This window comes from Leifsonia sp. 466MF (genome assembly GCF_900100265.1).
Classification (GTDB): Bacteria; Actinomycetota; Actinomycetes; order Actinomycetales; family Microbacteriaceae; genus Leifsonia.
On sequence record NZ_LT629696.1, the window covers coordinates 2,359,619 to 2,385,109 of the forward strand.

Sequence of the window (25,491 nt, forward strand, 5' to 3'; positions counted from 1 at the left end):
CCCGACGCAAACGTTCATCGGAGGTTCATGCAAGGGACCTGGCGCGTTACGACACCGTGACGATACTCACACGACGCCTCAGTCAGGTCAAACCCGCTGCGACCCCGTTCGCGGGGCTAGAACCGGCCGACCCCCGTGACCCGGATGACCGCGACGCCCTCGCGTGCGGAGTCCTCGAGGAGGACGTCCGCGGTGATGCCCCAGTCGTGGTCGCCCTCGGGGTCGGCGATGATCTGGCGCACCCGCCAGATCCCCTCGGCTCCGTCGGGCTTCTCGTCCACCAGGATCATCTGCGCCGAGCGCGCGGAGGCGTCGGTGAGGATCTCGTCGTGCTCGGCGTAGTAGCCCTCCAGAGCCGCATCCCATTGCGCCTCCGTGAAGGGCGCGGCACCCCCGGCGAGCGCGGCCGCTTCGGCCTCCAGCGCGCCGAGGTCCTGGACGCGGTCGAGGGCGGCGAGCTGGATGCGGCGGAACAGCTCGTTGCGTACCAGCACGAAGAAGGCGCGCCGGTTGGTGGTGACATTCCGTGGCGCGGGAGGGGCGAGCTCGGTGGACTCGGCGGCGTGCTTGGCCGCATCCGGGTGCACCAGTTCCTCCCACTCGTCGAGGAGGCTGGAGTCGACCTGGCGCACGAGCTCGCCCAGCCACTCGATGATGTCGCGCAGGTCCTCCGTGCGCGCCTCCAGCGGGACCGTCTGGTTGAGCGCGCGGTAGGCGTCGGAGAGGTAGCGGAGCACCACGCCCTCCGACCTCGCCAGCTTGTAGAACGCGATGAACTCGCCGAACGTCATCGCCCGCTCGTAGAGGTCGCGGACGACCGACTTCGGGCTGAGCGCGAAGTCGGCGACCCACGGCTGGCTGGACGCGTAGGTGGCGAACGCCTCGTGAAGCAGCACGTCGTGGGGCTTGGGATGCGTCACCTCCTCGAGCGCCTCCATGCGCTCCTCGTACTCCACGCCGTCGGCCTTCATCGCCGCGACGGCCTCGCCGCGCGCCTGGAACTGCTGGGCGGAGAGCACCGGACGCGGATCGTCGAGCGTCGCCTCCACGACCGAGACGATGTCGAGCGCGTACGACGGCGACTCCCGGTCGAACAGTTCGAAGGCGGCGAGCGCGAACGGCGACAGCGGCTGGTTGAGGGCGAAGTTGGGCTGCAGGTCCACGGTCAGCCGGATCTCGACGCCGTCGCCGGTCCTGACCGCCTCGACGACGCCGGCGGTGAGCAGCGAGCGGTACAGCTCGATCGCACGCCGGGCGAGGGCGAGCTGGCGCTTCCACGGCTCGTGGTTGTCGAACACGAGCGCGTGCACGTGCCCGTACACGTCGCCGCCGCGGCCGATCACGTTGATGAGCATGGCGCTGGTGATCTGCATGGAGGAGGTGAGCGTCTCCGGCTCCGCCTCGATCAGACGCCGGAACGACGGCTCGCCCCAGGAGACGAAGCCCTCCGGTGCCTTCTTGCGGACGATCTTGCGGCGCTTCTTCGGGTCGTCCCCGGCCTTCTCCAGCGCCTTCAGGTTCTCGGACTCGTGCTCGGGCGCCTGGGCGACGACGGTGCCGGCGGTGTCGTATCCCGCGCGGCCCGCGCGCCCGGCGATCTGGTGGAACTCTCGGGCGTTCAGCTGCCGCATCCGCGTGCCGTCGAACTTCGTGAGCGCCGTGAGGAGCACGGTGCGGATGGGCACGTTGATGCCGACACCGAGGGTGTCCGTGCCGCAGATCACGCGCAGCATCCCGCGCTGGGCGAGCTGCTCGACGAGCCGACGGTACTTGGGCAGCATCCCCGCGTGGTGCACGCCGATGCCCTGCCGCAGCAGACGGGACAGCGTCTTGCCGAAACTCGTCGTGAAGCGGAACCCCCCGATCAGCTCGGCGATCGCATCCCGCTGCTCCCGGGTGGCGATCTTCGCGCTGGAGAGCGACTGCGCCCGCTCGAGCGCGGCCAGCTGCGAGAAGTGCACGACGTAGACCGGAGCCTGACCGGTGCTCAGCAGGTCTTCGATCGTCTCGTGGACGGGCGTGACCTCGTAGTAGTAGTGCAGAGGAACGGGCCGCTCGACACCCGTCACGGTCGCGGTGGTCCGCCCGGTGCGGCGCTCCAGGTCCTCCGCGAGCGCGGTCACATCACCGAGGGTCGCCGACATCAGCACGAACTGGGTGTGCGGGAGGGTCAGCAGCGGAACCTGCCACGCCCAGCCGCGGTCGGGGTCGGAGTAGAAGTGGAACTCGTCCATGACGACTTGGCCCACGGGCGTCTCGTCGCCGTGGCGGAGGGCCAGGTTCGCCAGGATCTCCGCCGTCGCGCACATGATCGGCGCATCCGGGTTCACCGCCGAGTCGCCGGTCGTCATGCCGACGTTCTCGGCACCGAAGATGTCGGCGAGCGCGAAGAACTTCTCCGAGACCAGCGCCTTGATCGGCGCGGTGTAATACGTGCGCTCCCCGCGGGCGAGCGCCGCGAAGTGGGCGCCGACCGCCACCAGCGACTTGCCCGTGCCTGTGGGTGTGCTCAGGATGAGATTGGCGCCGCCGACGACCTCGATCACCGACTCGTCCTGGGCCGGGTACAGCCGGATGCCGCCCTCCTCCACCCAGGCGACGAAGGTGTCGTACACGGCGTCCTCGGTGACGGAGCCGGGGCTGGCCCAGCCGGGGATGTCCTCGAGGCGGAGTCGCCGGGGGCTCTGGGGTGCGGCGGAGGACGGCGAGGCATCGGACATGATGCCCCCAGCCTCCCACGTCGCGGCGGCCACTCGTGGCGCGCGCTCGACGTGCTCGTGGCGCGCGCTCAGGCGGTGGTCATAGGTTTGCCCCATGTCCGACTTCTGGCGGCCGGCCGGGGCCGGCGTCGCGAGCGTTGTCGCGGGCGTCGGCGTCGCCGAGCTGGTGAGTGCGTTCGTCGTGCAGAACGGCAGCCCGATCCTCACCGTCGGCGCGCTGCTCATCGACCTCGCGCCGCCGTGGCTGAAGGAGGCCGTCATCGGCCTGTTCGGCACCGGCGACAAGGCGTTCCTCATCGTGTCACTGGCCGTCGTCGTCGTGGTCGGCGCAGGGATCGCGGGCTGGCTGGAGCGGGTCCGGCCGCCGCTCGGACGCATCCTCATCGGACTCGGCGGAGCGGTCGGCGTGCTGGCCGCGGTCACCCGCTCGGGGAACAGCATCGTGGACGCGCTGCCGTCGGTGCTCGCGGCCGGGGTCGCCATCCTGCTTCTCGGCTGGCTCATGCGGATGCTGCGCGACACCGAGCCGACCCGGGTCGCGCCGAGCGGCCGGGTCTCCCGCCGCCGGTTCGTCGGCTCGACCGCCGCGACCGCAGCCGGAGGGGCGCTCGCCCTGATCGTCGGCCAGGTGGTGGCCGGCGGCTTCCGGGCGGCCTCCGCCACCCGCGCGGCGATCCGGCTGCCCAAACCGGCGGAGACGGCCCCGCCCATCCCGGCCGGAGCCTCGTTCGACATCCCGGGGCTGTCGCCGATCGTCACGCCGAACGCCGACTTCTACCGCATCGACACAGCGCTGCAGATCCCGGGGATCGACCCGAACGACTGGAGACTCCGCATCACCGGCATGGTCGAGAACGAGGTCGAGCTGACCTTCGCCCAGCTGCTGGCGCTGCCGCTGGAGGAGTCCACCACGACGCTCACCTGCGTCTCCAACGAGGTCGGCGGAGACCTGATCGGCAACGCGACCTGGCTCGGCTACCCGATCCGTCACCTGCTCGCGCGCGCCAAGCCGTCCGCCGACGCCGACATGGTGCTGTCGACCAGCCAGGACGGGTGGACGGCGAGCACCCCGATCGAGACGCTGACCGATGAGCGCAACGCCATCCTCGCCGTCGGGATGAACGGCCAGCCGCTGCCGCTCGAGCACGGCTATCCCGTGCGGATGGTCGTGCCGGGCCTCTACGGCTACGTGTCGGCCACCAAGTGGGTGGTGTCGATGGAGGTCACGCGCTTCGACCAGCACACCTCGTATTGGACCGACCGCGGCTGGTCGGAGCGCGGGCCGGTGAAGCTGTCGTCCCGGATCGACGTCCCCGCCGCCGGCCGGCAGGTGAAGGCCGGGACCGTCGCGGTGGCCGGGGTGGCCTGGTCGCAGCACGTCGGCGTCAGCGCGGTGCAGGTGAAGGTGGATGACGGGCCCTGGCAGCAGGCGACCCTCGCGGACGCCATCTCGGCCGACACCTGGCGGCAGTGGCGGTTCGCCTGGGAGGCGACGCCGGGCGCCCACACCCTCCGGGTCCGCGCGACGGACGCGAAGGGGAAGGTGCAGACGGCCGCGGTGCAGGACGTCGTGCCCGACGGCGCGACCGGCCTGCACTCGGTGCGGGTCACGGTGGTGTGATTGGCTGAGCGTATGGCCCTCCCGCCTCTGGTCGAACCCGGTCCCGAACTGTCCGTCGAGCGGACGGCCCGCTACGCCCGCACCACGCAGCTGCCCGGCTTCGGGCCCGTCTCGCAGCGCCGGCTGCGGGCGGCCCGGGTGCTCGTCGTCGGGGCCGGCGGCCTCGGCTCGGCGGTGCTCCCGCTGCTCGCGTCGGCCGGGGTCGGAACGATCGGGATCGTCGACGACGACCGGGTGGAGCCGAGCAACCTGCCGCGGCAGGCCATCCACACGCCCGCCGCTGTCGGGCGTGCCAAAGTGGAGTCCGCCGCGGACGCCGTGCGGGCGCTGGACGACGAGGTGGAGCTGCGCCTGTACGCCGAGCGGCTGACGTCGCAGAACGCGCCGGGCATCCTCGCCGGATTCGACCTCGTGCTCGACGGCAGCGACAACTTCCCGACCCGGTATCTGGTGGATGACGCGGCGACGCTCGCGGGCATCCCCGTCGTGTGGGGAGCCGTGCACCAGACGGGCGGCCAGGCGGGGCTCAGCTGGGCCGCGCACGGGCCGACCTACCGCGACCTGTTCCCGGTGCCGCCCGCGCCCGGCACAGTGGCGAGCTGCGCCGAGGCGGGCGCGCTGCCGTCGGTGTGCGGCGTGATCGGCGGGCTGATGGTCAGCGAGGCGATCAAGCTGGTGGCCGGGACGGGCGATCCGCTGCTCGGCCGGGTCGTCATCCACGACGGCCTGCGCGGGACGTTCCGCGAGCTGGCCTACGAGCGCGATCCGGAGGCGGCGCCTGTCACGGAGCTGATCGACTACGACCTGTTCTGCGGTGTGACCGACACGATGTCGCCCGCCGAGCTGCACGCCCGGCTCGTGGCGGGTGAGCCGCACACGCTGCTGGATGTGCGGGAGCCGTGGGAGGCCGACATCGTCGAGCTGCCCGACTCGCTGCTGGTGCCGCTCGGCGTCGTGGAGCGGGACGCGGCGGGAGTGGCCGAGCGGCTGTCCGACGCGCCGCTCGTGATCGTCTGCCACCACGGCATCCGAGCAGAGACCGCGCGCCGCTTGCTCGCCGACGCGGGCAGGCCCGGCCTGGTGCTCGCCGGCGGCCTCGACGCCTGGGCCCGAGACATCGACCCCGGAATGCCGCGCTACTGACGCCGCGATTCGTGCCGAATGTGCGGAATGAGCGCTCGTAAACGCACATTCGGCACGAATGTGCGGCGCGAAGCAGCACGCCGCGGGACGGACGGACGCGGGATACTGAACGCATGACACGCGATCCCTCCGCGAACCCGCGCAGCGTCGAAGACCACGCCGGCATCATCGCGCGGATGCTCGCACCGCTCTCCGAGGAGCCCGATGCCGAGACGGTCCCGCTCGAGGCGGCGCTCGGCCGGGTGACCGCCGACGAGGTGCGGTCGGAGGTCGACCTCCCGCTGTTCCGCAACTCGCAGATGGACGGCTACGCGGTGCGCGCGGCCGACATCCGGTCGGTGCCCGTCGCGCTCGAGGTGTCGGGCGACATCCCGGCCGGGCACACCAGCCCCATGACGTTGATCGCCGGCACCGCGCTGCGCATCATGACCGGCGCACCCGTGCCGTCCGGCGCGGACACGATCGTGCCCGTGGAGGACACCGAACTCGTGCTCGGCCGCGACGACGACCTGGCCGGCGCGATCGTCGAGATCCGCCGGTCGCGCCGCGCCGGCGAGTACGTGCGCGAGCGCGGGAGCGACGTGCACCGGGGGGATGCGCTCCTCCCGGCAGGCACCCGGCTCGGCCCCCGGCACCTCGCCGCCCTCGCGGCCGCGGGCATCGCGAGCGTCCGTGTGCGGGCGCGCCTCCGCGTGGCCGTGCTCACGACCGGGACGGAGCTCGTCGGCTCCGGCACTCCGGTCTTCGGACAGGTCTACGACGCCAACGGCATCGCCCTCGCGGCGCTCGTCGAGGAGGCGGGCGCGACCGTGTCGGTGCGCGCGAGCAGCGACGACGACCCGGCGGCGTTCGAACGCATCCTGGACGACGCGTTGCACCGCAGCGACCTCGTCATCACCTCCGGCGGTATCTCCCGCGGGGCCTACGAGGTCGTCCGCGAGGTGCTGCTCCCCCACGGCGCCGACGTGACGACCGTGGCGATGCAGCCCGGCGGCCCGCAGGCGACCGCCGTGGTGGGAGGCGTCCCGGTGTTCGCCTTCCCGGGCAACCCGGTCAGCACGCAGGTGTCGTTCGTCGTGTTCCTCCGCGACCCGTTGCGCGCGGCGGCCGGTCTTCCGGCCGTGCCCCCGGTCGAGGCCGCGCTGAGCGAAGGCCTGCGGTCCGTCCCCGGGAAGCGCCAGTTCCTCCGCGGCAGCCTCGACGACTCGGGTGCCGTGTCTCCCGTCTCCGGCCCGTCGTCGCACCTCGTCGCCGGGATGGCCCGCGCCGACGTCCTGATCGACGTGCCCGCCGAGGCGGAGGCGCTCGACGCCGGCGCGGCCGTGACAGTCTGGACACTATGACGCAGCTCACCCACCTCGATTCCGACGGCCGCGCCCGCATGGTCGACGTCGGCGGCAAGCCCGAGACGGACCGCGAGGCTGTCGCGCGCGGCCGGTTCGTGACCACCCCCGAGGTGATCCGCCTCGTCGCCGCCGACGACCTGCCCAAAGCGGATGTGCTGGCCACCGCGCGCATCGCGGGCATCGGCGGGGCGAAGCGCACGAGCGAGCTCATCCCGCTGTGCCATCCGCTGCCGCTGAACAGCGTGCGCGTCGACTTCGAGCTCGACCCCGAGGCGGGCGCGATCGACATCGAGGTGGTCGCGCGGACGCACGGTCGCACGGGTGTCGAGATGGAGGCGCTCACAGCTGTCGCGGTGGCCGGCCTCACCCTGCACGACATGGTCAAGGCGGTGGATCCGGCCGCCAGCCTCACCGACATCCGCCTGGTCGCCAAGAGCGGCGGAAAGCGCGGCGAGTGGCACCGCGATGGCGAGGAGGTGGAGGCGCCGGCTGAGTCCGCATCCACGGAGCCGGCCGTCGCCGTGCCCGCGATCGTCCTCGTGGCCTCCACCCGGGCCGCGGCCGGCGTCTACGAGGACACCACCGGTCCGGTGATCGCCGACTGGCTGGCAGAGCGACGGCTCCCGGCCGACGTGCGAGTCGTCGCCGACGCCGAGGTGGATGCGGCCCTGCGCCAGGCGGTCGCCGAGCGTCCCCGCGTGCTCATCACGACGGGCGGAACTGGCGTCTCGCCCACCGACCGGACACCGGAAGCCACTGCGGCTCTGCTCGACCGGCAGCTTCCAGGCGTCGCCGAGGCCCTGCGTACGCGCGGCGCAGCGGCGACCCCGCTCGCCGCCCTCAGCCGCGGGGTGGTCGGTGTGGCGGGGTCGACGCTCGTGGTCAACCTGCCCGGCTCGCGCGGCGCCGTCGCCGACGGACTCGCGGTGCTGGACGACCTGCTCCCGCACCTGCTCGACCAGCTGCGGGGAGGAGGCCACGCATGAGCGACATCCTGGCCACCGTCACGGACGACCCGCTGGAGCCGTCTACCGTCGACGAGTTCGTGTGGCGCACCGATGCCGGGGCCGTCGTGTCCTTCCAGGGGATCGTGCGCGACCACGACGGCGGCAAGGGCGTCGTGTCGCTCGACTACCGCGCGCATCCCGAGGCGGAGACGTTCCTCCGGGAGTGCTGCGAGGAGGTCGCACGGACGACCGGGCTGCGGGTGGCCGCGCAGCACCGCGTCGGCTCGCTCACCATCGGCGATCTCGCCCTGATCGCCGCGGTCGCCGCGCCGCACCGTGCCGAGGCCTTCGCCGCCTGCGCCGAGCTGGTCGAGATCATCAAGGCGCGGGTGCCGATCTGGAAGCGGCAGCACTTCACCGACGGCGACTCGGAGTGGGTCGGGTTGTAGCTCGATTTCCGCATCTGCGGCCGTAGGATGGCATCCATGCCGCAGATTCGGATCAAGGACGCCGCCCTCTACCTCGGTGTGAGCGACGACACCGTGCGCCGCTGGATCGACGGCGGTGTGCTCGGGAGCGCTCGCGACGAGGCCGGCCGCACCGTCGTCGACGGACTGGAGCTCGCTCAGCTGGCCAAGCAGAACGCGGTGCTGCCCGGCGACCCGTCCGGCGTCGCGGGCTCGGCGCGCAACCGATTCGTCGGGCTCGTGACCGACATCGTCATGGATCGGGTGATGGCCCAGGTCGAACTGCAGTGCGGCCCGCATCGCGTGGTGTCGCTCATCAGCAGCGAGGCCGTGCGCGAGCTCGGCCTCGAACTCGGATCGGTCGCGGTCGCCGTCATCAAGGCGACCAACGTCATCGTCGAGGCTCCGGCGGTGGCCCGATGAAGGCGCGCCCTCGTCGGTTCGCCCGGCTGGCGAGCGCAGGCGTCTCAGCCATCGCAGTCGTCGCTCTGGCTCTGTCCGGATGCAGCAGCCCGGCCGCATCCACGCCGTCGGCTCCGCGCTCCTCGGACGGCGTGACCGGCACGATCACGGTGTTCGCCGCTGCGTCGCTCACGAAGACGTTCACCGAGCTCGGCACGCGGTTCGAAGCCGCGCACCCCGGCGCGAAGGTCACGTTCTCGTTCGCCGGCTCCTCCGATCTGGTCTTGCAGCTGACCGCCGGCGCCCCGGCGGACGTGTTCGCGTCGGCCGATGAGGCGAACATGACGAAGGCGGTGGATGCGAAGGTCACCAGCGGCTCGCCCGTGGACTTCGCGACGAACGTGCTCGCCATCGCGGTGCCGCCCGGCAACCCGGCGCACGTGACGGGCTTCGCCGACCTGGCCTCCCCCTCCGTCAAGACGGTCGTGTGTGCGCCGCAGGTGCCGTGCGGTGCCGCCACCGCGAAAGTGGAGAAGTCGGCCGGCGTCACCCTGACGCCGGTGAGCCAGGAGTCGTCGGTGACCGACGTCCTCGGCAAAGTGACGTCTGGCGAGGCGGACGCGGGGATCGTCTACGCCACCGACGTGAAGGGTGCCGGCTCGGCGGTCGAATCCGTTCCGTTCCCGGAGGCGGCGAAGACCGTCAACGTCTACCCGATCTCCGTCGTGGCCCAGGCGCCGAACGCCGCGGGCGCGAGGGCGTTCGTCGCGTACGTGACCGGGGCCGCGGGGCGCGCTGTGCTCGCCGCCGCCGGGTTCGGGGCACCGTGACCGGCACGGGTCGGCGATGAGCATCCGGCTGGGGGTTCCGCGCTGGATCGTGGTGGTCGCCGCCGTCGGCGGCCTGTTCATCGTGCTCCCGCTGATCGCGATGGCGGCCCGCGTCGACTGGCCGGACTTCATCCCCCTCATCACCTCGCCGTCGTCGGTGGATGCGCTCCTCCTCAGCCTGCGCACGTCGCTGCTGGCCACCGCCGCCTGCTTGGTGCTCGGCGTGCCGATGGCGATCGTGCTCGCCCGCGTGCCCTTCACAGGGAGCCGGGTCGTGCGGGCGGTCGTGCTGCTGCCGCTCGTGCTGCCGCCGGTCGTGGGCGGCCTCGCGCTGCTCGCCCTCTACGGCCGCCGTGGGCTGCTCGGCGGTGCGCTCGAAGTGGCCTTCTCGACGCCCGCCGTGGTGATCGCGCAGACGTTCGTCGCCCTCCCCTTCCTGGTGCTCAGCCTGGAGGGCGCACTGCGCTCTGCCGGGGAGCGCTACGAGGCGGTGGCGGCGACGCTCGGCGCCCGGCCATCCACCGTGCTGTTCCGCGTGACGCTGCCGCTGGTGCTTCCGGCGATCGTCTCCGGGTCGATCCTGTCGTTCGCCCGGGCGCTCGGCGAATTCGGCGCGACCCTGACGTTCGCGGGCAGTCTGCAGGGCGTCACCCGGACGCTGCCGCTGGAGATCTACCTGCAGCGGGAGACCGATCCCGATGCCGCTGTCGCGCTGTCGCTGGTGCTGGTGGCCGTCGCCATCGCCGTGGTCGCGGTGGCCCACGGCGCGGGCGAGGGTCTCCGTCCGCGCCGGGCGAGCGCCGATGCCGACGTTCGCGCGAGGGCGGCGTGAGCCTCCACCTGGCGGCGTCGCTCGCCGCGCGGGACGTCGCGGTCGAGCTCACCGTCGCCGACGGCGAGACGCTCGCTCTGCTCGGGCCGAACGGCGCGGGCAAGTCGACGGTGCTCGGGATGCTGGCCGGGCTCGTCCGACCCGACGAGGGCCGCGCGACGCTCGGCGACCATACCCTGTTCGACCTCCCCGGCGCGTGGCGGCCGCCGCATCAGCGGGGCGTCGCGCTGCTGGCGCAGGACGCGCTGCTGTTCCCGCATCTCAGCGTCCGCGACAACGTGGCCTTCGGGCCCCGGTCGTCGGGTGCCGGCCGTGCCGACGCCCGCGAGCGGGCCGACGAATGGATGCGCCGGACCGCGACGGCGGAGTTCGCCGACCGGCGCCCCGCCGAGCTGTCCGGTGGGCAGGCGCAGCGGGTCGCGGTCGCGCGGGCGCTGGCCGCCGAGCCGCGACTGCTGCTCCTCGACGAGCCGCTGTCTGCGCTGGATGTCGCTGTCGCTGCAGAGCTGCGAGGCACGCTCGCCGGGGTGCTGGCGGGGCGCACGACGGTCCTCGTCACGCACGACGCGCTGGACGCGTACCTCCTCGCCGACCGAGTAGCGGTCATGCACGAGGGTCGCGTGGTCGAGCAGGGGCCGATGCGGCAGGTACTCGAACGGCCACGGAATCCCTTCACCGCGGAGCTGTCGGGGCTGACGCTGGTCGCCGGGGCGCGGACGGCCGACGGGCTCGTCACCGGCGACGGGATGAGGCTGCGCGGCACCGCGGTCGAGCGCGTGGAGGTGGGCGCTCGGGCGCTGGCGGCGGTACGTCCGTCCGCGGTGCGCGTGCTGCCCGACGGTGATGGGAGCGACCGGCCCGAGCGCATCCACGCGACGGTGACCGGTCTGGAGCCGCAGGCCGACCTCGTCCGCGTGCGCACCGACCGCCTCGACGCACTGGTGCCGCCCGCCGACGTGGCCGACCTCCGCCTCCGTGTCGGCGACCGCGTCACCCTCGACGTTCCGCCCGCCGCCGCAACCGTCTACCCCGCCTGACCCCCTCGGGCCTCCGCCCACCGTCGAGTCCGCAAACTTTGCACGCTGAGAGGGCGGATTCTGTGCAGAGTTTGCGGACTCGACGGTGCGCGGACAGGCTCACGCGACACGGACGGGAAGGGACGGGACGGGGTCAGCCGCCGGCGAAGGGCGGCAGCACGTCGACAGTGGCCGTCAGCTCGCGGGAGGGGTCGCGCGAGACGACGCCGCCGACGAGGAACGAACCGGAGCGCACCACGCGCTCCATCGGCTCACCGTAACGCGCGACGAGCTCGGCCTGCAGACCTCCGACGGTCGCGTCCGCGACCTCCACGCGCTCCTCGGGCAACCCCGCAGCCTCCTCCGCCGCGGCGAAGTACCGCACCAGCACCTCAGCCACCGATCGCCCCCATGCTCCGCACCGGCGGGGCGAACCCGGCCGCGTCCATCCCGTGACCGGCCTGCTTTCCCCACATGGCCGCGCGCCACCACCGGGCGATCTCGGCGTCGTCCGCGCCGCCGCGGAGCAGCCCGCGGAGGTCGGTCTCGTCGTCTCCGAAGAGGCACGAGCGCACAGTGCCCTCGGCGGTGATGCGGGTGCGGTCGCAGGCCGAGCAGAACGAGCGGGTGACCGACGCGATGATCCCGACCGTGGCGGGGAGCCCATCCACCGTCCAGCCGTCGACCAGCCACTCCTCCGCCGGGGCGTGCGGGTCGTCGCGACCCGCCTCGATGAGGGTGAAGCGCTCGCCCAGCACCGAGAGCAACTCCTCGGCCGACACCATGTTCTCGCGCAGCCACGACCGGTCGGCGTCGAGCGGCATCTGCTCGATGAACCGCAGCCGGCAGCCGTTCTCCAGCGCCCACGCGAGGAGGTCGGGGGCGTCGTCGAGGGTGTCGCGCATCATGACCGCGTTGAGCTTCAGCGGGGTGAGGCCGGCGGCGTGCGCCGCGTGGATTCCGGCGAGCACGGCGGGCAGGCGGTCGCGCCGGGTGAGCCGGGCGAAGTGCTCCCGGTCGACCGTGTCGAGCGAGACGTTGACGCGGGTGAGGCCGGCGTCTACGAGCGAGCGGATGCGGTGGTCGAGTCCGATGCCGTTGGTCGTGATCGACAGGTCCACCCCGGGAGCCACCGCCGCCGAACGGCCGATGATCTCGGCGAGATCGGCGCGCATCAAGGGCTCGCCGCCGGTGAACCGCACCTCGCGCACGCCCAGGTCGCGGACGCCGATGCCGACGAGCCGCGCGATCTCCGTCGCACTCAGGAGGTCGTCGCGCGGGATCGCCGGCAGACCCTCCGCGGGCATGCAGTACGTGCAGCGCAACGAGCACTTCTCGGTCACCGACACGCGCAGGTCACGGGCGACGCGCCCGAACCGGTCGACGAGACCGGGATGCTCGGGCCGACCCACTGTGCTGGGGGCCGACGGCGGCGCGGCCTGGCGCTGCGCACTCAGCGGGAGCCCCAGGTTGACGGCGGTCATGTCATCACCCTAGACCGCTCTCCCGACAACACCGAGTCCGTCGTAGACCCGGTGGCATGCGCGGCAATAAGCTTCCCCCATGGGAATCATCTCCTCCGGCTTTTCGGGCCGTCGCAGGGCCGACGACCCCCGCCTGCCGCCGGGTCAGTATCTGACCGAGGGCTTCCCGGTGCTGTCGGCCGGGCCGACGCCCCGCATCGCCAAAGACGACTGGGCGTTCACCATCACCACCGAGAAGGGCGACGTCCACCGCTGGAGCTGGGATGAGTTCCTCGCGCTCCCGCAGGAGGACGTGAGCGCCGACATCCACTGCGTCACCAGCTGGTCGAAGCTCGGGACGTCGTGGCGCGGTGTGGCGCTGGACACTCTGTTCCAGGATGTCGACACCAGCTTCGAGTACACGATGGCGCACAGCTACGGCGGCTACACGACCAACGTCCCGCTCGCCGACCTGCTCGGCGGCAAGGCGTGGGTCGCGCACAGCTTCGACGGCAAGGACCTCGAGCCCGAGCACGGCGGTCCCGCCCGGCTCCTCGTGCCTCACCTGTACTTCTGGAAGAGCGCCAAGTGGGTCAACGGGCTGCAGATGCTCCCGCAGGACCAGCCGGGCTTCTGGGAGCAGAACGGCTACAACATGTATGGCGACCCCTGGAAGGAACAGCGCTACTGGTGAGCAGCGTATGGCGGGTGGCCGACGTCGTCGCCACGCGGATGGAGACCCCGACGGCCCGCACCATCCGGCTGCGCATCCCCGGATTGCACGGCCACCTCGCGGGGCAGCACGTCGACATCCGATTGACGGCGCCCGACGGCTACCAGGCGGTCCGGTCGTACTCGATCGCCTCCGGCGGCGGACGGGGAGCCATCGAACCGCATGACCTCCCCGTCGACGAGCTGGAACTGACGGTGGAGGAGCTCGCCGACGGCGAAGTCTCCCCCTACCTCGTCCGCGACCTCGCCGACGGCGACCAGCTGGAGGTGCGCGGGCCGGTTGGCGGCTGGTTCGTCTGGCGCGACGGCGACACGACGCCGGTGCAGCTGATCGCCGGCGGTTCGGGCGTCGTCCCGCTCATGTCGATGGCGCGGGCGCACGCCGCCGCCGCGAGTCCTGCACCGTTCCGGATGCTGTACTCGCTGCGCTCCCCCGCCTCCGGGTACTACTCGGACGAACTCTCGGCGCTGGCCGCCGACACGGCATCGCCGCTCCAGCTCGACTACGTCTACACGCGGCAGGCTCCGGAGGGCGCACCGGCGCCCGCCCGCCTCACCGCCGAAGGCCTCATGCGTCGCACCATCCCGGCCTCCGACTCCCCCACCTTCTTCATCTGCGGCTCCACGCCGTTCGTCGAGGCGGTCTCCGGCTGGCTCGTCGACGCGGGTCACGAGGCGGCGCGCATCCGCACCGAACGCTACGGCGGCATCGGAGGCACGCCATGACGGATCAGGACTTCCTCGACGGGAACGCCGCGGCCGGGATGCTGTCTGAGGTCTTCGCGGCCGACGTCACCACCGCGGTCGGCTGTTGCGGCAACTGCGGCGACGAATCGGTCGTCGCGCGCGGTCGCGTCTACCTGGACGAGCACGGCCTCGTCGTGCGCTGCTCGGTCTGCGGCGATGTGCTGGCGGTCGCATCGGAGCGGGCCGGCCGCCTCTGTCTCGACCTGCGCGGCCTCGCCTGGCTGGAGTTCGCGGTCGAGTAGCCGCGCTCAGGACACGTTGCGCTCAGGACACGTGGCGCCCAGGACACATGGCGCTCAGGACACGTGCACGGCCGGGCGCCGCTTGACGTCTTTCTCGGCCTCCCGCAGCACCTCGCGCGTGACGGGGGCGACCTCTCCGACGCCGGTGATCAGGTAGCGGAACATGTTGGAGATCGGGTTGCCCTCCGTCCACTCGAAGTAGATCGCCGGAACCACCCCCGTGATGTCGCGCATCTCCAGCAGCACGGCCGCGATGGTGTTCGGCACGTTGCCGCTCCGCACCTGCAGCACCCGGTAGCCGTGCTTGACGACGCCCTGCACCTCCAGGTCCTCCTCGAAGTCGGAGGAGTCCGACGGCAGCACCTCGAGGAAGATCGTGCGCGACCGCTGCGGGATGTGGCTGAACTTCCGCTCGTCCTTGTTCTTCTGCGCGTACTCCTTGTCCGTGTCGACGTCGGGCTCGTGCGAGATGATCCGGATCTCGCCCTCCTCCGCGTCTTCGAGGATGAAGTCGAGGGCCGTCACATCGAACGTGACGGAGGTGGCGCGCAGCTGGAACGACCGGCCGATGCGCGACACGATCGACACGATCAGGATGGCGAGGATGAACAGGGTCGCGATCCGGAGGCCGTCCGGTCGCTCGATGATGTTGTCCACCGTCGTGTAGACGAAGATCGCCGTGATGATGCCGAACGCGGCCATGCGCTTCCGCTGCCGCTTGCGCCGCGCCGACAGGGTCACCGCGAGGGAGGCGGACGTGATGAGCACCAGCACGCCGGTCGCGTAGGCGCCGCCCTGCGCATCCACGCTCGCCTCGAAGATCAGCGTGATGAGGAACGCGATGGCGGTGAACACGAGCACCAGCGGGCGCACCGCGCGCGCCCACTGCGGCGCCATCCCGTATCGGGGCAGGTAGCGCGGCACCAGGTTGAGCAGGCCGGCCATCGCGGAGGCACCCGCGAACCAGAGGATGAGGATGGTCGAGATGTCGTAGACCGTGCCGAAGCCGTTGCCCAGGTACTCGTGCGCGAGGTACGCCAGCGCACGGCCGTTGGCCTGCCCGCCGGGCTGGAACTCGCGCTGCGGGATGAGCAGCGTCGTGGTGAAGCTCGACGTGATCAGGAAGACGCTCATGATGATCGCCGCCGTGGTGAGCAGCCGCCCCGCGCCACGGATGCGGCCCTTCGGGTAGGCGGGATCGTCGTCCGGCCGTCCCTTGATCTGCGGCATCACGGCGACGCCGGTCTCGAAGCCGGAGAGGCCGAGCGCGAGCTTCGGGAACACGAGCAGCGCGACCCCGACGATGACGAGCGGGTTGCCGTTCTGTTGGAACAGCGCCTCCGACCAGTCGGTGACGGCGGTCGGATGAGCGAACACCTGGACGATGGAGACACCGACCACGACGACGTTGAGCGCGAGGTACACGGCGACCAGCACCACCGCGATGCCGATCGCCTCCTTGAATCCCCTGAGGAACACGGCGCCCAGCAGCGCGAGCAGGAACAGCGTGATCAGCACGTTGTTGCCGTGGAACCAGTCCGGCGCGTACGGGTTCTCGATCGCGTGTGCCGAGGCGTCCGCCGCCGACAGCGTGATCGTGATCATGAAGTCAGTCGCCGCGAAGCCCAGCAGCACCAGCACCAGCAGCTTGCCCGCCCACCACGGCAGCAGACGCTCCAGCATGGCGATGGAGCCGGAGCCCTTGAAGCTCTCCCGCGCCACCCGACGGTAGACCGGCAGCGCGCCGAGCAGGGTGAGGGCGACGAGCACCAGCGTCGCGAACGGCGAGATGAGCCCGGCGGCGAGCGCCGCGATGGCGGGCTGGTAGCCGAGGGTGGAGAAGTAGTCGACACCGGTGAGGCACATGACCTGCCACCACGGGTGGGTGCGTTCCGGGTTGCGGCCGTGCGGTCCCTGCTGGGTGCCGCGCTCATCCACCAGTCCGGTGAGCAGCCAGTGCCGGAGCGCGCCGCCCTTCGCCCGTTTCGGGGTGGGCCGCGCCTGACCGGGCACGGGGGAAAGCTGCTGGTCGGGAGTGCTCGACATCGGCATCCTTCCGCTCATGCCTTCGTCGTCAGCGTAGCGCTCACCAGGCCGAGGCACGGTAGTCCTTGAGGAAGACGCCGTGCAGGTCCTCTCCGGCCTCTCCGCGGACGATCGGGTCGTAGACGCGGGCGGCGCCGTCGACCAGGTCGAGCGGGGCGTGGAAGCCCTCCTCCGCGAGCCGCACCTTCGTGTGGTGCGGGCGCTCGTCGGTGATCCATCCCGTGTCGACGCTCGTCATGAGGATGCCGTCGGTCTCGAACATCTCGCCGGCGCTCGTGCGCGTGAGCATGTTCAGCGCCGCCTTCGACATGTTCGTGTGCGGGTGACCCGGACCCTTGTAGCGGCGGCCGAAAACACCCTCCATCGCCGACACGTTGACGATGTACGACCGCCCGGCGGCGGCGAGGGAGGGACGCAGCCGGTCGATCAGGATGAAGGGAGCGGTCTGGTTGCACAGCTGCACCTCGAGCAGTTCCAGTGCGTCGATCGCTCCGATGTTCTGCGTCCAGCTGTTCACGTGCGCCACGTCGGGGACGAGCCCGCCCGCGTCGATGGCCGTGCCGTCGGCGTGCTTCTCGAGCGACGACGAACCGGCGGCCATCGCGACCGCCGCCAGGTCGTCCGCTGTGAGCGCGGCCGCACCGGCGACCTCGGCGATCGTGCCGCGGACGTCAGCCGCCGACAGCAGCGGGTGCGCCGCGACCGAGCGCTCCAGGGCGAGGGGATGCGGATCCGCGGTGTGCCCGAACGTCTCGAGCTCCGGCAGCGGACCGTCGGGCAACGGCTGCGTCTCCGCCTCGGCCAGCAGGGAGTACGCCCCGGGCGAGCGACGCACGGTCTGCGCCGCGTTGTTGATCAGGATGTCGAGGGGTCCGCGCTCGGCGACCGAGTCGGCCAGCGCGATGACCTGCGCCGGGTCGCGGAGGTCGATGCCGACGACCCGGAGCCGGTCGATCCAGCGCCCGGCGTCGGGCAGCTGCGAGAACCGGCGCACCGCATCCCGCGGGAACCGGGTGGTGATGGTGAGGTGGGCGCCGTCGCGGAGCAGCCGCAGGGCGATGTGCATGCCGATCTTGGCCCGGCCGCCGGTGAGCAGCGCGCGCTTGCCGGTCAGGTCGGTGGTCGCGTTGCGCTTCGCGTGGCTGAAGGCGGCGCACGACGGGCACAGCTGGTGGTAGAACCAGTCGACCTGCGTGTAGTCCTGCTTGCAGATGTAGCAGGCGCGCGGGGTGATGAGGGTTCCGGCGGTGTGGGATGCGGTCGTGCCGGAGGTCAACTCGCGCCCGCGCGTCTCGTCGTCGATGCGGTCGGGAGCACCGGTGGCGGTCGCGGCGATGACGGCGCGGTCGGCCGCCTGCACCTGCTCGCGGAGCTGCCGCTTCCTGGCCTGCTTCGACGCCTTGAACATGTGCGCGGTCGCCCGGCGGACGGTCACGTAGTCGGGATGCTCCTGGTCCAGCTCGTGCAGCTGTCCGAGGACGCGGAGGGTGACGGCGAGTTCGTCGGGGTCGAGGCCGGAGGACGCCGGGGTTTCGGGAGGCACCGGAGAATTCTACGTGGCACCATGAGCACATGGATGCGCACGCGTTGTTCGAAGCGACCGGCACGGCGTTCGAGTTCGCCGGTGTCGCCGCGATGGCGATCGGCCTGGTGGTCGCGATCGGGCTGTCGCTGGTCGCCTGGCGGCGTCAGCGCAGCGGCGCTGCGGCGTTCCGGACGCTGCGGGAGAGCTTCGGCGGCGTCATCCTGCTGGGTCTCGAGATCCTCGTCGCAGCCGACCTGGTGAAGACCGTGACATCGACGCCGTCGCTGACGGATGCGGTGGTGCTCGGGATCATCGTGCTGATCCGCACCATCCTCAGCTTCTCGCTGCAGGTCGAGATCGATGGTGTCGCGCCGTGGCGGCGCGCGCTGGTCACCGGGCCGGAGACGATCGCGCGTGCCGCCCGCTCGGCGAACCGCACACCGGACGGCACCCCGGAGCCGCGCGGGGCCTGACGGTCGCCGCTCCGCCTACTCCTCTTCGGCCGCGCGCCGGGCCGCCCGCTCGGCGTCGCGCTGCTTGACCCGCGCGTTCTCGGCGCGAACGGCCGCCTGCGTCGCCCGCTCGTCGACCAGCCACTGCGGCGGATCGGCCAGCAGGTCCTTGATCTGGGCGGTGGTCAGGGCCTCGGTCACCCCGCCGCGGGCGAGGCCCGAGTTCGAGACGCCGAGCTTGCGTGCCACCACGTCGCGGGGATGCGGACCCTCGGCGCGCAGGGTCTGCAGCCACTCCGGCGGCTCGGCGTTCAGCGCATCCAGCTCGGTCCGGCTGATCTCGCGGTCGCGGAAGTCGTCGGGCGCCGCCGGCAGGTAGATGCCGAGCTTCTTGGCCGCTGTGGCCGGTTTCATGGTCTGCGCCTTCATGTGCTCCAGGCTACCGTTCGCTACCCTCGTCAGGTGTCCTCCCGCTTCGCGATCGCCTTCCCGCTCGGTGTCACCGTCGGCAAGTGGACGCGCGCGTTCGAGCAGCGCCACCCCGATGTGGAGCTGGTGGTGCGGCCGAGCGACGATCCGCTCGGCGTGCTCGCGGCCGGAGAAGCGGACATGGTGTTCGCCCGCGACGCCGAGTCGGACGACGACCGCCACCTCATCCCCCTGTACGCGGAGGAGGTGGTCGTCGTCGTGCACCACGAGCACCTGCTCACCCTCGAGGAGCACCTTCACCTCGCCGACCTCGACGGCGAGCCCCGGGTGACCGGCGAGCCGTCGGAGGCGTTCATGCGCAGTGTCGCCGCCGGCGACGGCATCGCGCTGCTCCCCGCATCGGTCGCGAAGGCCCTCCGCCGGAAGGACGTGGTGGCCCTCCCCCTCGAAGACGGCCCGCAGAGCCGCATCGGCCTGACCTGGCCGCGCGAGGGGCAGCATCCAATGGTCGACGACTTCATCGGCATCGTGCGGGGGCGCACGGCGCACAGCTCGCGCAACCCGGAGGTCGCCGCGCGCGAGGCGGCGGACGGCCGCAAGGCGAGCGGCCGCGCGCCCGGCGGCCGCCCCTCCTCCGCCAAGCGCACGCCGCCCTCCCGCAAGCGCCCCCGCCGCCGCTGACCCGCCCCGCGCTCGCCCACCTGCGTCCAGGGGTCGCAACACGCCGTTATCCGCCCCGCATAACGGCGCGTCGCGCCCCACGGATGCCTCGCCCGGCGGGAGGGGCATGATGGGGGGATGAGCTCCAGCGCCGGGCGCGACGCCCAGTCCGAGATCTACCGCGACGGTGTCGCCGGCCGTCGCCCGCGCATCCCCGTGGGATACGCCCAGCTCGAGCGGGCGGCGCAGCGACGGCTGAGTCGCGCGGCGTTCGCGTACATCGCCGGCTCCGCCGGCCTGGAGCGCACGGCGGACGCCAACACGGAGGCGTTCCGGCGGCGGCGCATCGTCCCGCGCGTCCTGCGCGACGTGTCGGCGCGCGACCTCTCCGTCGAACTGTTCGGCGTCCGGCGGGCGACCCCGCTGCTGCTCGCCCCGATCGGCGTGCTGGAGCTCGCCCGGCGCGGAGGGGATGCGGCCGCGGCCCGCGCCGCCGCCGCCCTCGGCGTGCCGGCCGTGCTCTCGAACCAGGCGTCGCAGCCGATGGAGGAGGTCGTCGGCGCCATGGCGGACGTGGCGCCCGCCGCATCCCGCTGGTTCCAGCTGTACTGGAGTTCGTCGCGCGACCTGGTGGCTAGCCTCGTCGAGCGGGCGGAGCGCTCGGGATGCGAAGCGATCGTGGTCACGCTGGACACTCATGTGCTGGGCTGGCGGCCGCGCGACCTCGCCCTCGGCTACCTTCCGTTCAGCCGGGGTCTGGGGATCGCGCAGTACACCTCCGATCCGGTGTTCCAGCAGCTGGTGCGCGAGCGGGCGGCCGTCGCGTCCGGGCCGCGCCCGACGCCGACCCCGGCTGCGGTCGCGGCCTTCGCCAGCATCCTGCGCCACCATCCCGGGCCGCTGCGCGAGAAGCTGCGGTCGGGAGAGCCGCTCGCCGCGGTCGAGACGTTCCTCGACGTGTTCGCCGACCCGTCGCTGACCTGGGACGACCTGGCGTTCCTCCGCGAGCGCACCCGGCTGCCGATCGTGCTGAAGGGCGTGCTGCATCCCGACGACGCGCGCCGTGCCCTCGACGCCGGGGTGGATGCCATCCAGGTCTCGAACCACGGCGGCCGCCAGATCGACGGCGAAGTGGCGGCGCTCGACGCTCTTCCCGCTGTCGTGGCGGCGGTCGACGGACGGGTGCCGGTGATCTTCGACAGCGGCATCCGCGGCGGTGCGGATGCGGTGATCGCCCTCGCGCTCGGCGCCCGGGCCGTCGCGACCGGCCGGCCGTACGCCTACGCCCTCGCCGTCGCGGGCGAGGCGGGCGTGCGGGAGCTGCTGCGCAACACGATCGCCGAGCTCGACATCACCCTCGGTCTCGCGGGCGTCCGCAGCGTCGCCGAGCTGGATGCGGGCATCCTGTCTCCTTACGCTGCGGCGGTCGCTCACTAGGCTGGAAGATCGGTACCGGCCGAAGGGAGCCTGCTGATGTCCGAATCCACCGCGGCGCCTGTAAGCATCCGGGCCTCCGTCGGGGTAGCCGAGTACCCGGCTCTCGTGGCGATCTGGCGACGAGCCGTGGATGCGACGCACGACTTCCTCTCGGCGACCGACCGCGACGGGATCGAGGCACGGCTGGCATCCGACTACTTCCCCGCCGTCACGCTGTCGGTCGCCGACCGGGACGGCCGTCCCGTCGGCTTCTCTGGTGTGCTCGACGGCACCCTGGAGATGCTCTTCGTGGATGCGGCCGAGCGCGGCGGCGGGATCGGCACGGCGCTTCTCGATCACGCGATCCGCGACCACGGCGTCGTCCGCGTCGACGTCAACGAGCAGAACGCGTCAGCCGCCGGTTTCTACCGCTCCCGCGGCTTCGCGGTCGTCGGTCGGAGCGCGACCGACGAGGCCGGTCGTCCGTATCCGCTGCTCCACCTCGAGCTCGCACCGGCGAACCGGCCCCGCTAGGAGACCGACGCCCCGATCAGCGACAGCAGCGCCTGCGCATAGGCGGTGGCGGCGTCGTCGTGCTCGAAGTACCGCTCCTCCCCCTCGATCAGCACGGTCACCCGGTAGCCGTCGGGCGTGCGCGCCAGGTGGCGGAAGGTGCCGCCGAGCAGTTCGCGCAGCTGGTCCTCGCGCGGGATCCACAGGGCGTCCTCGACGGCGAGCGAGTCGAGCGCCCACTCGGTCGTGCCGTTGAAGCCGAGGATGGTCCCGGTGTCGAAGTGGTGCGGCTCGATCGTCATCTCGCTGACGGTGAAGCGCTCCCCCTCCATGCCCGGTCGGTCGATGGCGAACGTGTCGCCCGACGCCGGCTGCCAGCGCAGCCCCGCCGTGCGAAGCTGCCGGGCGATGTCCTCTGCGATCATGGATGCTCCTTTGCGGTCAGTCGGTGACGATGACGATCTTGCCGCGCACGTGGCCGCCCTCGAGCCGCGCGTACGCCTCCACCGTGCGTTCGATGGGGTAGATCGAGTCGATCGGCAGCACCAGCTCGTTCTCGGCGAGCAGGTCGGCGAGCTCGGCGAGGTCGTCGTTGGTCGCGGCGTGCCCGCCGACGTTCTGCGCTCCCCGCGCCTCCGGCCCGAAGACCGCGATGGAGTTGACGCGTTCGATCGGCACACCGAGTTCCAGCGCCGCCTCGATCGTCTCCGGGCCGTGGTTGTCGAGCACCGCGGTCACACGGTCGTCGTCGAGGACGTCGCGCACGCGCTCGGCGAGACCGTCGCCGTAGGTCACCGGGATGACGCCGAGCGACTCGAGGAACTCGTGGTTCTCCTCGCTCGCCGTGCCGATCACCGTCGCCCCCGCGCGGACGACCAGCTGGGCGGCGAGCACGCCGACCCCGCCCGCTGCAGCGCTCACCAGCACCGTGTCGCGCTCGCGGATGCCCAGAGCGCGCACCGTGGCGAACGCCGTCCGGCCGACGACGCCGAGCGAACCAGCCGCCTCGAACGTCAGCGGATCGGGTTTCGCGATCACCTGCCCGTCCTCCGGCACCACCACGAAGTCGGCGATGGAGGAGAACGGCGCCGTGCCGAGCACGGCCTGACCGAGCTCGAACCGCGTCACGCCGTCGCCGATCTCCTCGACGAACCCGGCGAAGTCCTGTCCGATCCCGCTCGGCAGCGTCACTCCCATGTGCGCGGCGGCCCGCTCGTCGCGGTACGCCTTCACATCCATCGGATTGAGCCCGGCCGCCATCACGCGGACCAGCACCTGGCCGGGACCCGGCCACGGTCTCTCCCGCTCCACCACGTGCAGGTAGTCGCGGGAGCCGAACTCATCGAACTGGACGAAACGCGGCACGGACGGGCTCCTTCCCTCTGGTAGCACGGAGCCTAGCCCCGACACCCCCGGAACAGCAGGGAGAGAGCCCACAGGTGCAGCGAGCGCTCAGCCGAAGAGGAGCGCGGCCTCCTCGTAGCGCGCGGGCGGCACGGTCTTCAGACCGCCGGTCGCGTCGGCGATCGAGACGTTGACGACGTCGGTGCCGCGCAGCGACACCATGGAGCCCCAGCGACCCTCGTACACCGCATCCACCGCCGCCATGCCGAGGCGGGTGGCGAGGACGCGGTCGTACGCGCTCGGGACGCCGCCGCGCTGCATGTGGCCGAGCACGGTCGCCCGCGACTCGATGCCGGTGCGCTCCTCGATCATCGGGGCGAGCATCTCGCCGATGCCGCCGAGACGCGGCCGGTTGAACGCGTCCAGTCCCTTGTGCGAGTGCGCCTCCTCCATCGTGTCGAGGTGGAAGCCCTCCGACACGACGATGACGGGCGCACGGCCGCGGTCGCGGACCGACTCGACCCACTCGCAGATCTGCTCGATCGACTGCGGCTGCTCCGGGATGAGGATGGCGTGGGCGCCGCCCGCCATGCCCGAATGCAGGGCGATCCAGCCGACGTGACGGCCCATGACCTCGACGACCATGCAGCGCTGGTGCGACTCGGCGGTGGTGCGGAGGCGGTCGATCGCCTCGGTGGCGATCTCGACGGCCGTGTCGAAGCCGAACGAGTAGTCGGTGGCGGCCAGGTCGTTGTCGATGGTCTTCGGGACGCCGACGATCTTGAGCCCGGCGTCGGTGAGACGGCGTGCGGCCGTCAGGGTGCCCTCTCCGCCGATGGCGATGATCGCGTCGATGCCGTTCTCATCCATCATCCGCTGGATGTTCTCGGGGCCGCCCTTGTCGCCCTCGAACGGGTTGGTGCGGCTGGAGCCGAGGATGGTGCCGCCCTGGCGGGACAGGCCGCGGACGCTGTGCCGGTCGAGCGGCATGATGTCGCCGTCGACCACACCGCGCCAGCCGTAACGGAAGCCGGCGAACTCGGAGCGGTACACGCGGTCGCCCTTCAGGACCGCGCCGCGGATCACCGCGTTCAGGCCCGGGCAGTCGCCGCCGCTGGTGAGGATGCCGATCTTCATGCTGCTCCGTTTCTCAAGGCGTTCCCTGAATCATGCCCGGATGCCCCGGCCTGCACAAAATCGCACTGGACGCTGAGCGCGGCGGGTGGTAAACGGGCCGGGTAGACCGTTCGGGTGTCAGAGGCCGAGGGCGCGCTGCAGCTTGGACGAGCTGGCCGACGGCCGCGCTCCCGCCGCGAGCAGGTGCTCCTCGATCTCGTCGAGGAGGGCGTTGCGGCGCTGACGGGTGTCGGGGGCCCCGCTCAGGAGCTCCACCTCCCACTCGCGCCACTCCTGCGTCGCGCCGGTCCGGAGGTTCTCGCTCCGGACATGGTCGTCGGTGAGCTCGGCGACCTCGAAGCCGGCGGCATCCTGCAGCAGGACGCTGTCGCGCTCGTTCGTGACCCGGGCGATCGGGACGAGCGGCTCGTCGCCGATCAGCTCGCGCAGGTGATGCCGCAGCTCGGCGGGCGGCTCGTCGCCCTCCGTGAGATCCCAGTGCAGCTCGGTGCGGCCCTCCTCGGCGGGCAGCTTGACGTGCCAGCCGGCGTCGTGGCCGCCACGGCGCACGCGGACCGCGGTCCTGTGCTGCGCGAGCGCCAGATCGGCCGTGTCGAAATAGGTGGCCACGAGTTCGTGCCGCTCGGGCTCCCCCTGCACCGCGATCGTGCCGACGCCGACGAGCTGAGGATGCTGTGCCTCGGCCTCGACGTCGTACTTGCGCTCGATCTCGGTCTGGGAGTGGTGGGGCATATCCCCTGTCTAGCCCACAATTCGTCTGTCGCGAAATTTCAAGCGGGCCGTCCGCCGCAGCCCCTACGGTCAACGCATGACCTCAGAGACGATCACCGCCCGCTTCGACGTCACCGGCTGGGAGCCGGCCGACCTGCCGGGCATCGACGGCGACTGGGTGGGCGCCGTCGTCATGCGGAAGACCTACACCGAGGGACTGGTGGGCGAGTCCGTCGCGCACTTCGTCTCCTCCGGCACCGAGGAGGGCGGGCGCGGCTACCTCGCCGCCGAGCGGATCACCGGCCGGCTGGAGGACGGGAGGGCAGGCTCGTTCACCGTCCACCACGGCGCGCTGCAGCATCCCGGAGACAGCTCGGCCTTCGGGAACATCGTGCCGGGCACGGGGACGGACGACTTCGCCGACTTTCGGGGAGCGGCCAGGATCGAGCACGACGACCGCGGCGCGTTCTTCGTCTTCGAGCTGGAGTGAGACCACCCTTCACGCCCGCAGCAGGCCGCTGTACCGTGGGGGCATGAGCGACCCCAGAGGACGTGAGTACCGAGACGACGAGGACCTCGACGACTTCCGCGAGGCGCAGGAGACCGACTACGAGCCGGAGCCCGTCATCCATGATCCGGAGGACGTGCCGGTCGTCGACGACGAGGACGACGAACTGCTCCCCGACGACGACCGCCCGGTGCCGATCGACCCCGACGACGCCGAGATCGCCTAGCCGACAGCTCCTGACT

General features: G+C 71.8%; 28 protein-coding genes. 18 read left to right on the forward strand and 10 right to left on the reverse strand.

Going from position 1 to position 25,491, the window contains the following annotated elements; genetic code table 11:
* Positions 1 to 116 precede the first annotated feature (116 nt).
* Positions 117 to 2,720: a DEAD/DEAH box helicase gene (locus BLR91_RS11245; protein WP_089881421.1), complete on the reverse strand. Its 2,604-nt coding sequence runs from the start codon at positions 2,718 to 2,720 to the stop codon at positions 117 to 119.
* A 94-nt stretch (positions 2,721 to 2,814) separates the two neighbouring features.
* On the opposite strand from BLR91_RS11245, the gene BLR91_RS11250 reads away from it, so the two are divergent.
* From BLR91_RS11250 to BLR91_RS11290, 9 genes are all read left to right on the forward strand, one after another.
* Positions 2,815 to 4,341, forward strand: coding sequence for a molybdopterin-dependent oxidoreductase (locus BLR91_RS11250; protein WP_089875284.1), 1,527 nt, complete (start codon positions 2,815 to 2,817; stop codon positions 4,339 to 4,341).
* Positions 4,342 to 4,353: 12 nt separating this feature from the next.
* Positions 4,354 to 5,484 carry a ThiF family adenylyltransferase gene (locus tag BLR91_RS11255; protein ID WP_089875283.1) on the forward strand — a complete coding sequence of 377 codons (1,131 nt, stop codon included), beginning with the start codon at positions 4,354 to 4,356 and terminating at the stop codon, positions 5,482 to 5,484.
* A 113-nt stretch (positions 5,485 to 5,597) separates the two neighbouring features.
* On the forward strand, positions 5,598 to 6,827 hold the full coding sequence (locus tag BLR91_RS11260) for a molybdopterin molybdotransferase MoeA (protein WP_089875282.1): 1,230 nt from the start codon (positions 5,598 to 5,600) through the stop codon (positions 6,825 to 6,827).
* The gene (gene moaCB / locus BLR91_RS11265; protein ID WP_089875281.1) at positions 6,824 to 7,816 is read left to right on the forward strand and encodes a bifunctional molybdenum cofactor biosynthesis protein MoaC/MoaB; all 993 of its coding nucleotides are present in this window, start codon (positions 6,824 to 6,826) and stop codon (positions 7,814 to 7,816) included. The genes BLR91_RS11260 and moaCB overlap by 4 nt, the downstream gene beginning before the upstream one ends.
* Positions 7,813 to 8,226 carry a molybdenum cofactor biosynthesis protein MoaE gene (locus BLR91_RS11270; RefSeq protein ID WP_018190418.1) on the forward strand — a complete coding sequence of 138 codons (414 nt, stop codon included), beginning with the start codon at positions 7,813 to 7,815 and terminating at the stop codon, positions 8,224 to 8,226. The genes moaCB and BLR91_RS11270 overlap by 4 nt, the downstream gene beginning before the upstream one ends.
* A gap of 36 nt (positions 8,227 to 8,262) precedes the next feature.
* A complete protein-coding gene (locus BLR91_RS11275) occupies positions 8,263 to 8,667 on the forward strand; it encodes a TOBE domain-containing protein (RefSeq protein WP_089875280.1) in 405 nt (134 codons plus the stop codon).
* The gene (modA, locus tag BLR91_RS11280) at positions 8,664 to 9,476 is read left to right on the forward strand and encodes a molybdate ABC transporter substrate-binding protein (RefSeq protein ID WP_089875279.1); all 813 of its coding nucleotides are present in this window, start codon (positions 8,664 to 8,666) and stop codon (positions 9,474 to 9,476) included. Before BLR91_RS11275 ends, modA begins: the two co-directional genes overlap by 4 nt.
* Positions 9,477 to 9,492: 16 nt before the next feature.
* Positions 9,493 to 10,308, forward strand: coding sequence for an ABC transporter permease (locus tag BLR91_RS11285; RefSeq protein WP_089875278.1), 816 nt, complete (start codon positions 9,493 to 9,495; stop codon positions 10,306 to 10,308).
* A complete protein-coding gene (locus tag BLR91_RS11290; RefSeq protein WP_089875277.1) occupies positions 10,305 to 11,345 on the forward strand; it encodes a sulfate/molybdate ABC transporter ATP-binding protein in 1,041 nt (346 codons plus the stop codon). Before BLR91_RS11285 ends, BLR91_RS11290 begins: the two co-directional genes overlap by 4 nt.
* A 133-nt stretch (positions 11,346 to 11,478) precedes the next feature.
* Here BLR91_RS11290 and BLR91_RS11295 read toward each other — a convergent pair whose 3' ends face one another.
* Together BLR91_RS11295 and moaA are read right to left on the reverse strand one after the other, a co-directional pair.
* Positions 11,479 to 11,724 carry a MoaD/ThiS family protein gene (locus BLR91_RS11295; RefSeq protein ID WP_089875276.1) on the reverse strand — a complete coding sequence of 82 codons (246 nt, stop codon included), beginning with the start codon at positions 11,722 to 11,724 and terminating at the stop codon, positions 11,479 to 11,481.
* Entirely contained in the window at positions 11,717 to 12,808 is a 1,092-nt protein-coding gene (gene moaA, locus BLR91_RS11300; protein ID WP_089875275.1) for a GTP 3',8-cyclase MoaA, read from the reverse strand. Before moaA ends, BLR91_RS11295 begins: the two co-directional genes overlap by 8 nt.
* A 79-nt stretch (positions 12,809 to 12,887) precedes the next feature.
* On the opposite strand from moaA, the gene BLR91_RS11305 reads away from it, so the two are divergent.
* Genes BLR91_RS11305 through BLR91_RS11315 form a run of 3 tightly spaced genes read left to right on the forward strand, consistent with a single transcriptional unit; the run spans position 12,888 to position 14,508 of the window.
* The gene (locus BLR91_RS11305; RefSeq protein WP_172823206.1) at positions 12,888 to 13,481 is read left to right on the forward strand and encodes a sulfite oxidase-like oxidoreductase; all 594 of its coding nucleotides are present in this window, start codon (positions 12,888 to 12,890) and stop codon (positions 13,479 to 13,481) included.
* A gap of 14 nt (positions 13,482 to 13,495) precedes the next feature.
* Complete coding sequence (locus BLR91_RS11310; RefSeq protein ID WP_089875274.1) at positions 13,496 to 14,245, forward strand: FAD-binding oxidoreductase; 750 nt, start codon at positions 13,496 to 13,498, stop codon at positions 14,243 to 14,245.
* Positions 14,242 to 14,508 (forward strand): DUF6510 family protein, encoded by a 267-nt coding sequence (locus BLR91_RS11315; protein ID WP_018190409.1) that lies wholly within the window; start codon positions 14,242 to 14,244, stop codon positions 14,506 to 14,508. The genes BLR91_RS11310 and BLR91_RS11315 overlap by 4 nt, the downstream gene beginning before the upstream one ends.
* Positions 14,509 to 14,562: 54 nt before the next feature.
* Here the strand turns inward: BLR91_RS11315 and BLR91_RS11320 are convergent, their stop codons facing one another.
* Both BLR91_RS11320 and BLR91_RS11325 read right to left on the reverse strand, forming a co-directional pair.
* Entirely contained in the window at positions 14,563 to 16,554 is a 1,992-nt protein-coding gene (locus BLR91_RS11320; protein WP_089875273.1) for an amino acid transporter, read from the reverse strand.
* Between the two features lie 40 nt (positions 16,555 to 16,594).
* Positions 16,595 to 18,097 (reverse strand): SDR family NAD(P)-dependent oxidoreductase, encoded by a 1,503-nt coding sequence (locus tag BLR91_RS11325; RefSeq protein ID WP_018190407.1) that lies wholly within the window; start codon positions 18,095 to 18,097, stop codon positions 16,595 to 16,597.
* 29 nt (positions 18,098 to 18,126) lie between these two features.
* On the opposite strand from BLR91_RS11325, the gene BLR91_RS11330 reads away from it, so the two are divergent.
* Positions 18,127 to 18,552 (forward strand): DUF1622 domain-containing protein, encoded by a 426-nt coding sequence (locus BLR91_RS11330; RefSeq protein ID WP_018190406.1) that lies wholly within the window; start codon positions 18,127 to 18,129, stop codon positions 18,550 to 18,552.
* A 15-nt stretch (positions 18,553 to 18,567) separates the two neighbouring features.
* On the opposite strand, the gene BLR91_RS11335 is transcribed toward BLR91_RS11330, so the two are convergent.
* Entirely contained in the window at positions 18,568 to 18,960 is a 393-nt protein-coding gene (locus BLR91_RS11335) for a DUF5997 family protein (RefSeq protein WP_018190405.1), read from the reverse strand.
* A 33-nt stretch (positions 18,961 to 18,993) separates the two neighbouring features.
* Here BLR91_RS11335 and BLR91_RS11340 point away from each other — a divergent pair, with 33 nt between their 5' ends.
* The 3 genes from BLR91_RS11340 (at position 18,994) to BLR91_RS11350 (ending at position 21,570) form a co-directional block, all read left to right on the forward strand.
* Complete coding sequence (locus BLR91_RS11340; protein ID WP_089875272.1) at positions 18,994 to 19,641, forward strand: LysR family transcriptional regulator substrate-binding protein; 648 nt, start codon at positions 18,994 to 18,996, stop codon at positions 19,639 to 19,641.
* Positions 19,642 to 19,758: 117 nt separating this feature from the next.
* Positions 19,759 to 21,057, forward strand: coding sequence for an alpha-hydroxy-acid oxidizing protein (locus BLR91_RS11345; RefSeq protein ID WP_089875271.1), 1,299 nt, complete (start codon positions 19,759 to 19,761; stop codon positions 21,055 to 21,057).
* 36 nt (positions 21,058 to 21,093) lie between these two features.
* Positions 21,094 to 21,570: an acetyltransferase gene (locus BLR91_RS11350; RefSeq protein WP_089875270.1), complete on the forward strand. Its 477-nt coding sequence runs from the start codon at positions 21,094 to 21,096 to the stop codon at positions 21,568 to 21,570.
* Here the strand turns inward: BLR91_RS11350 and BLR91_RS11355 are convergent.
* The 4 genes from BLR91_RS11355 to BLR91_RS11370 all read right to left on the reverse strand — a co-directional run bounded on the left by BLR91_RS11355 (position 21,567) and on the right by BLR91_RS11370 (position 24,762).
* The gene (locus tag BLR91_RS11355) at positions 21,567 to 21,974 is read right to left on the reverse strand and encodes a hypothetical protein (RefSeq protein ID WP_018190401.1); all 408 of its coding nucleotides are present in this window, start codon (positions 21,972 to 21,974) and stop codon (positions 21,567 to 21,569) included. The two genes, BLR91_RS11350 and BLR91_RS11355, sit on opposite strands and share 4 nt — an antisense overlap.
* Positions 21,975 to 21,990: 16 nt before the next feature.
* A complete protein-coding gene (locus BLR91_RS11360) occupies positions 21,991 to 22,914 on the reverse strand; it encodes an NADP-dependent oxidoreductase (RefSeq protein WP_018190400.1) in 924 nt (307 codons plus the stop codon).
* 87 nt (positions 22,915 to 23,001) lie between these two features.
* Positions 23,002 to 24,030, reverse strand: a complete 1,029-nt coding sequence (locus tag BLR91_RS11365) for a 6-phosphofructokinase (protein WP_018190399.1) — start codon at positions 24,028 to 24,030, stop codon at positions 23,002 to 23,004.
* 117 nt (positions 24,031 to 24,147) lie between these two features.
* The gene (locus tag BLR91_RS11370) at positions 24,148 to 24,762 is read right to left on the reverse strand and encodes a CYTH domain-containing protein (RefSeq protein ID WP_089875269.1); all 615 of its coding nucleotides are present in this window, start codon (positions 24,760 to 24,762) and stop codon (positions 24,148 to 24,150) included.
* A 76-nt stretch (positions 24,763 to 24,838) separates the two neighbouring features.
* Here BLR91_RS11370 and BLR91_RS11375 point away from each other — a divergent pair, with 76 nt between their 5' ends.
* Positions 24,839 to 25,231 (forward strand): DUF3224 domain-containing protein, encoded by a 393-nt coding sequence (locus BLR91_RS11375; RefSeq protein ID WP_020075189.1) that lies wholly within the window; start codon positions 24,839 to 24,841, stop codon positions 25,229 to 25,231.
* Between the two features lie 43 nt (positions 25,232 to 25,274).
* The gene (locus tag BLR91_RS11380; RefSeq protein WP_018190396.1) at positions 25,275 to 25,475 is read left to right on the forward strand and encodes a hypothetical protein; all 201 of its coding nucleotides are present in this window, start codon (positions 25,275 to 25,277) and stop codon (positions 25,473 to 25,475) included.
* The last annotated feature ends 16 nt before the right edge of the window (positions 25,476 to 25,491 follow it).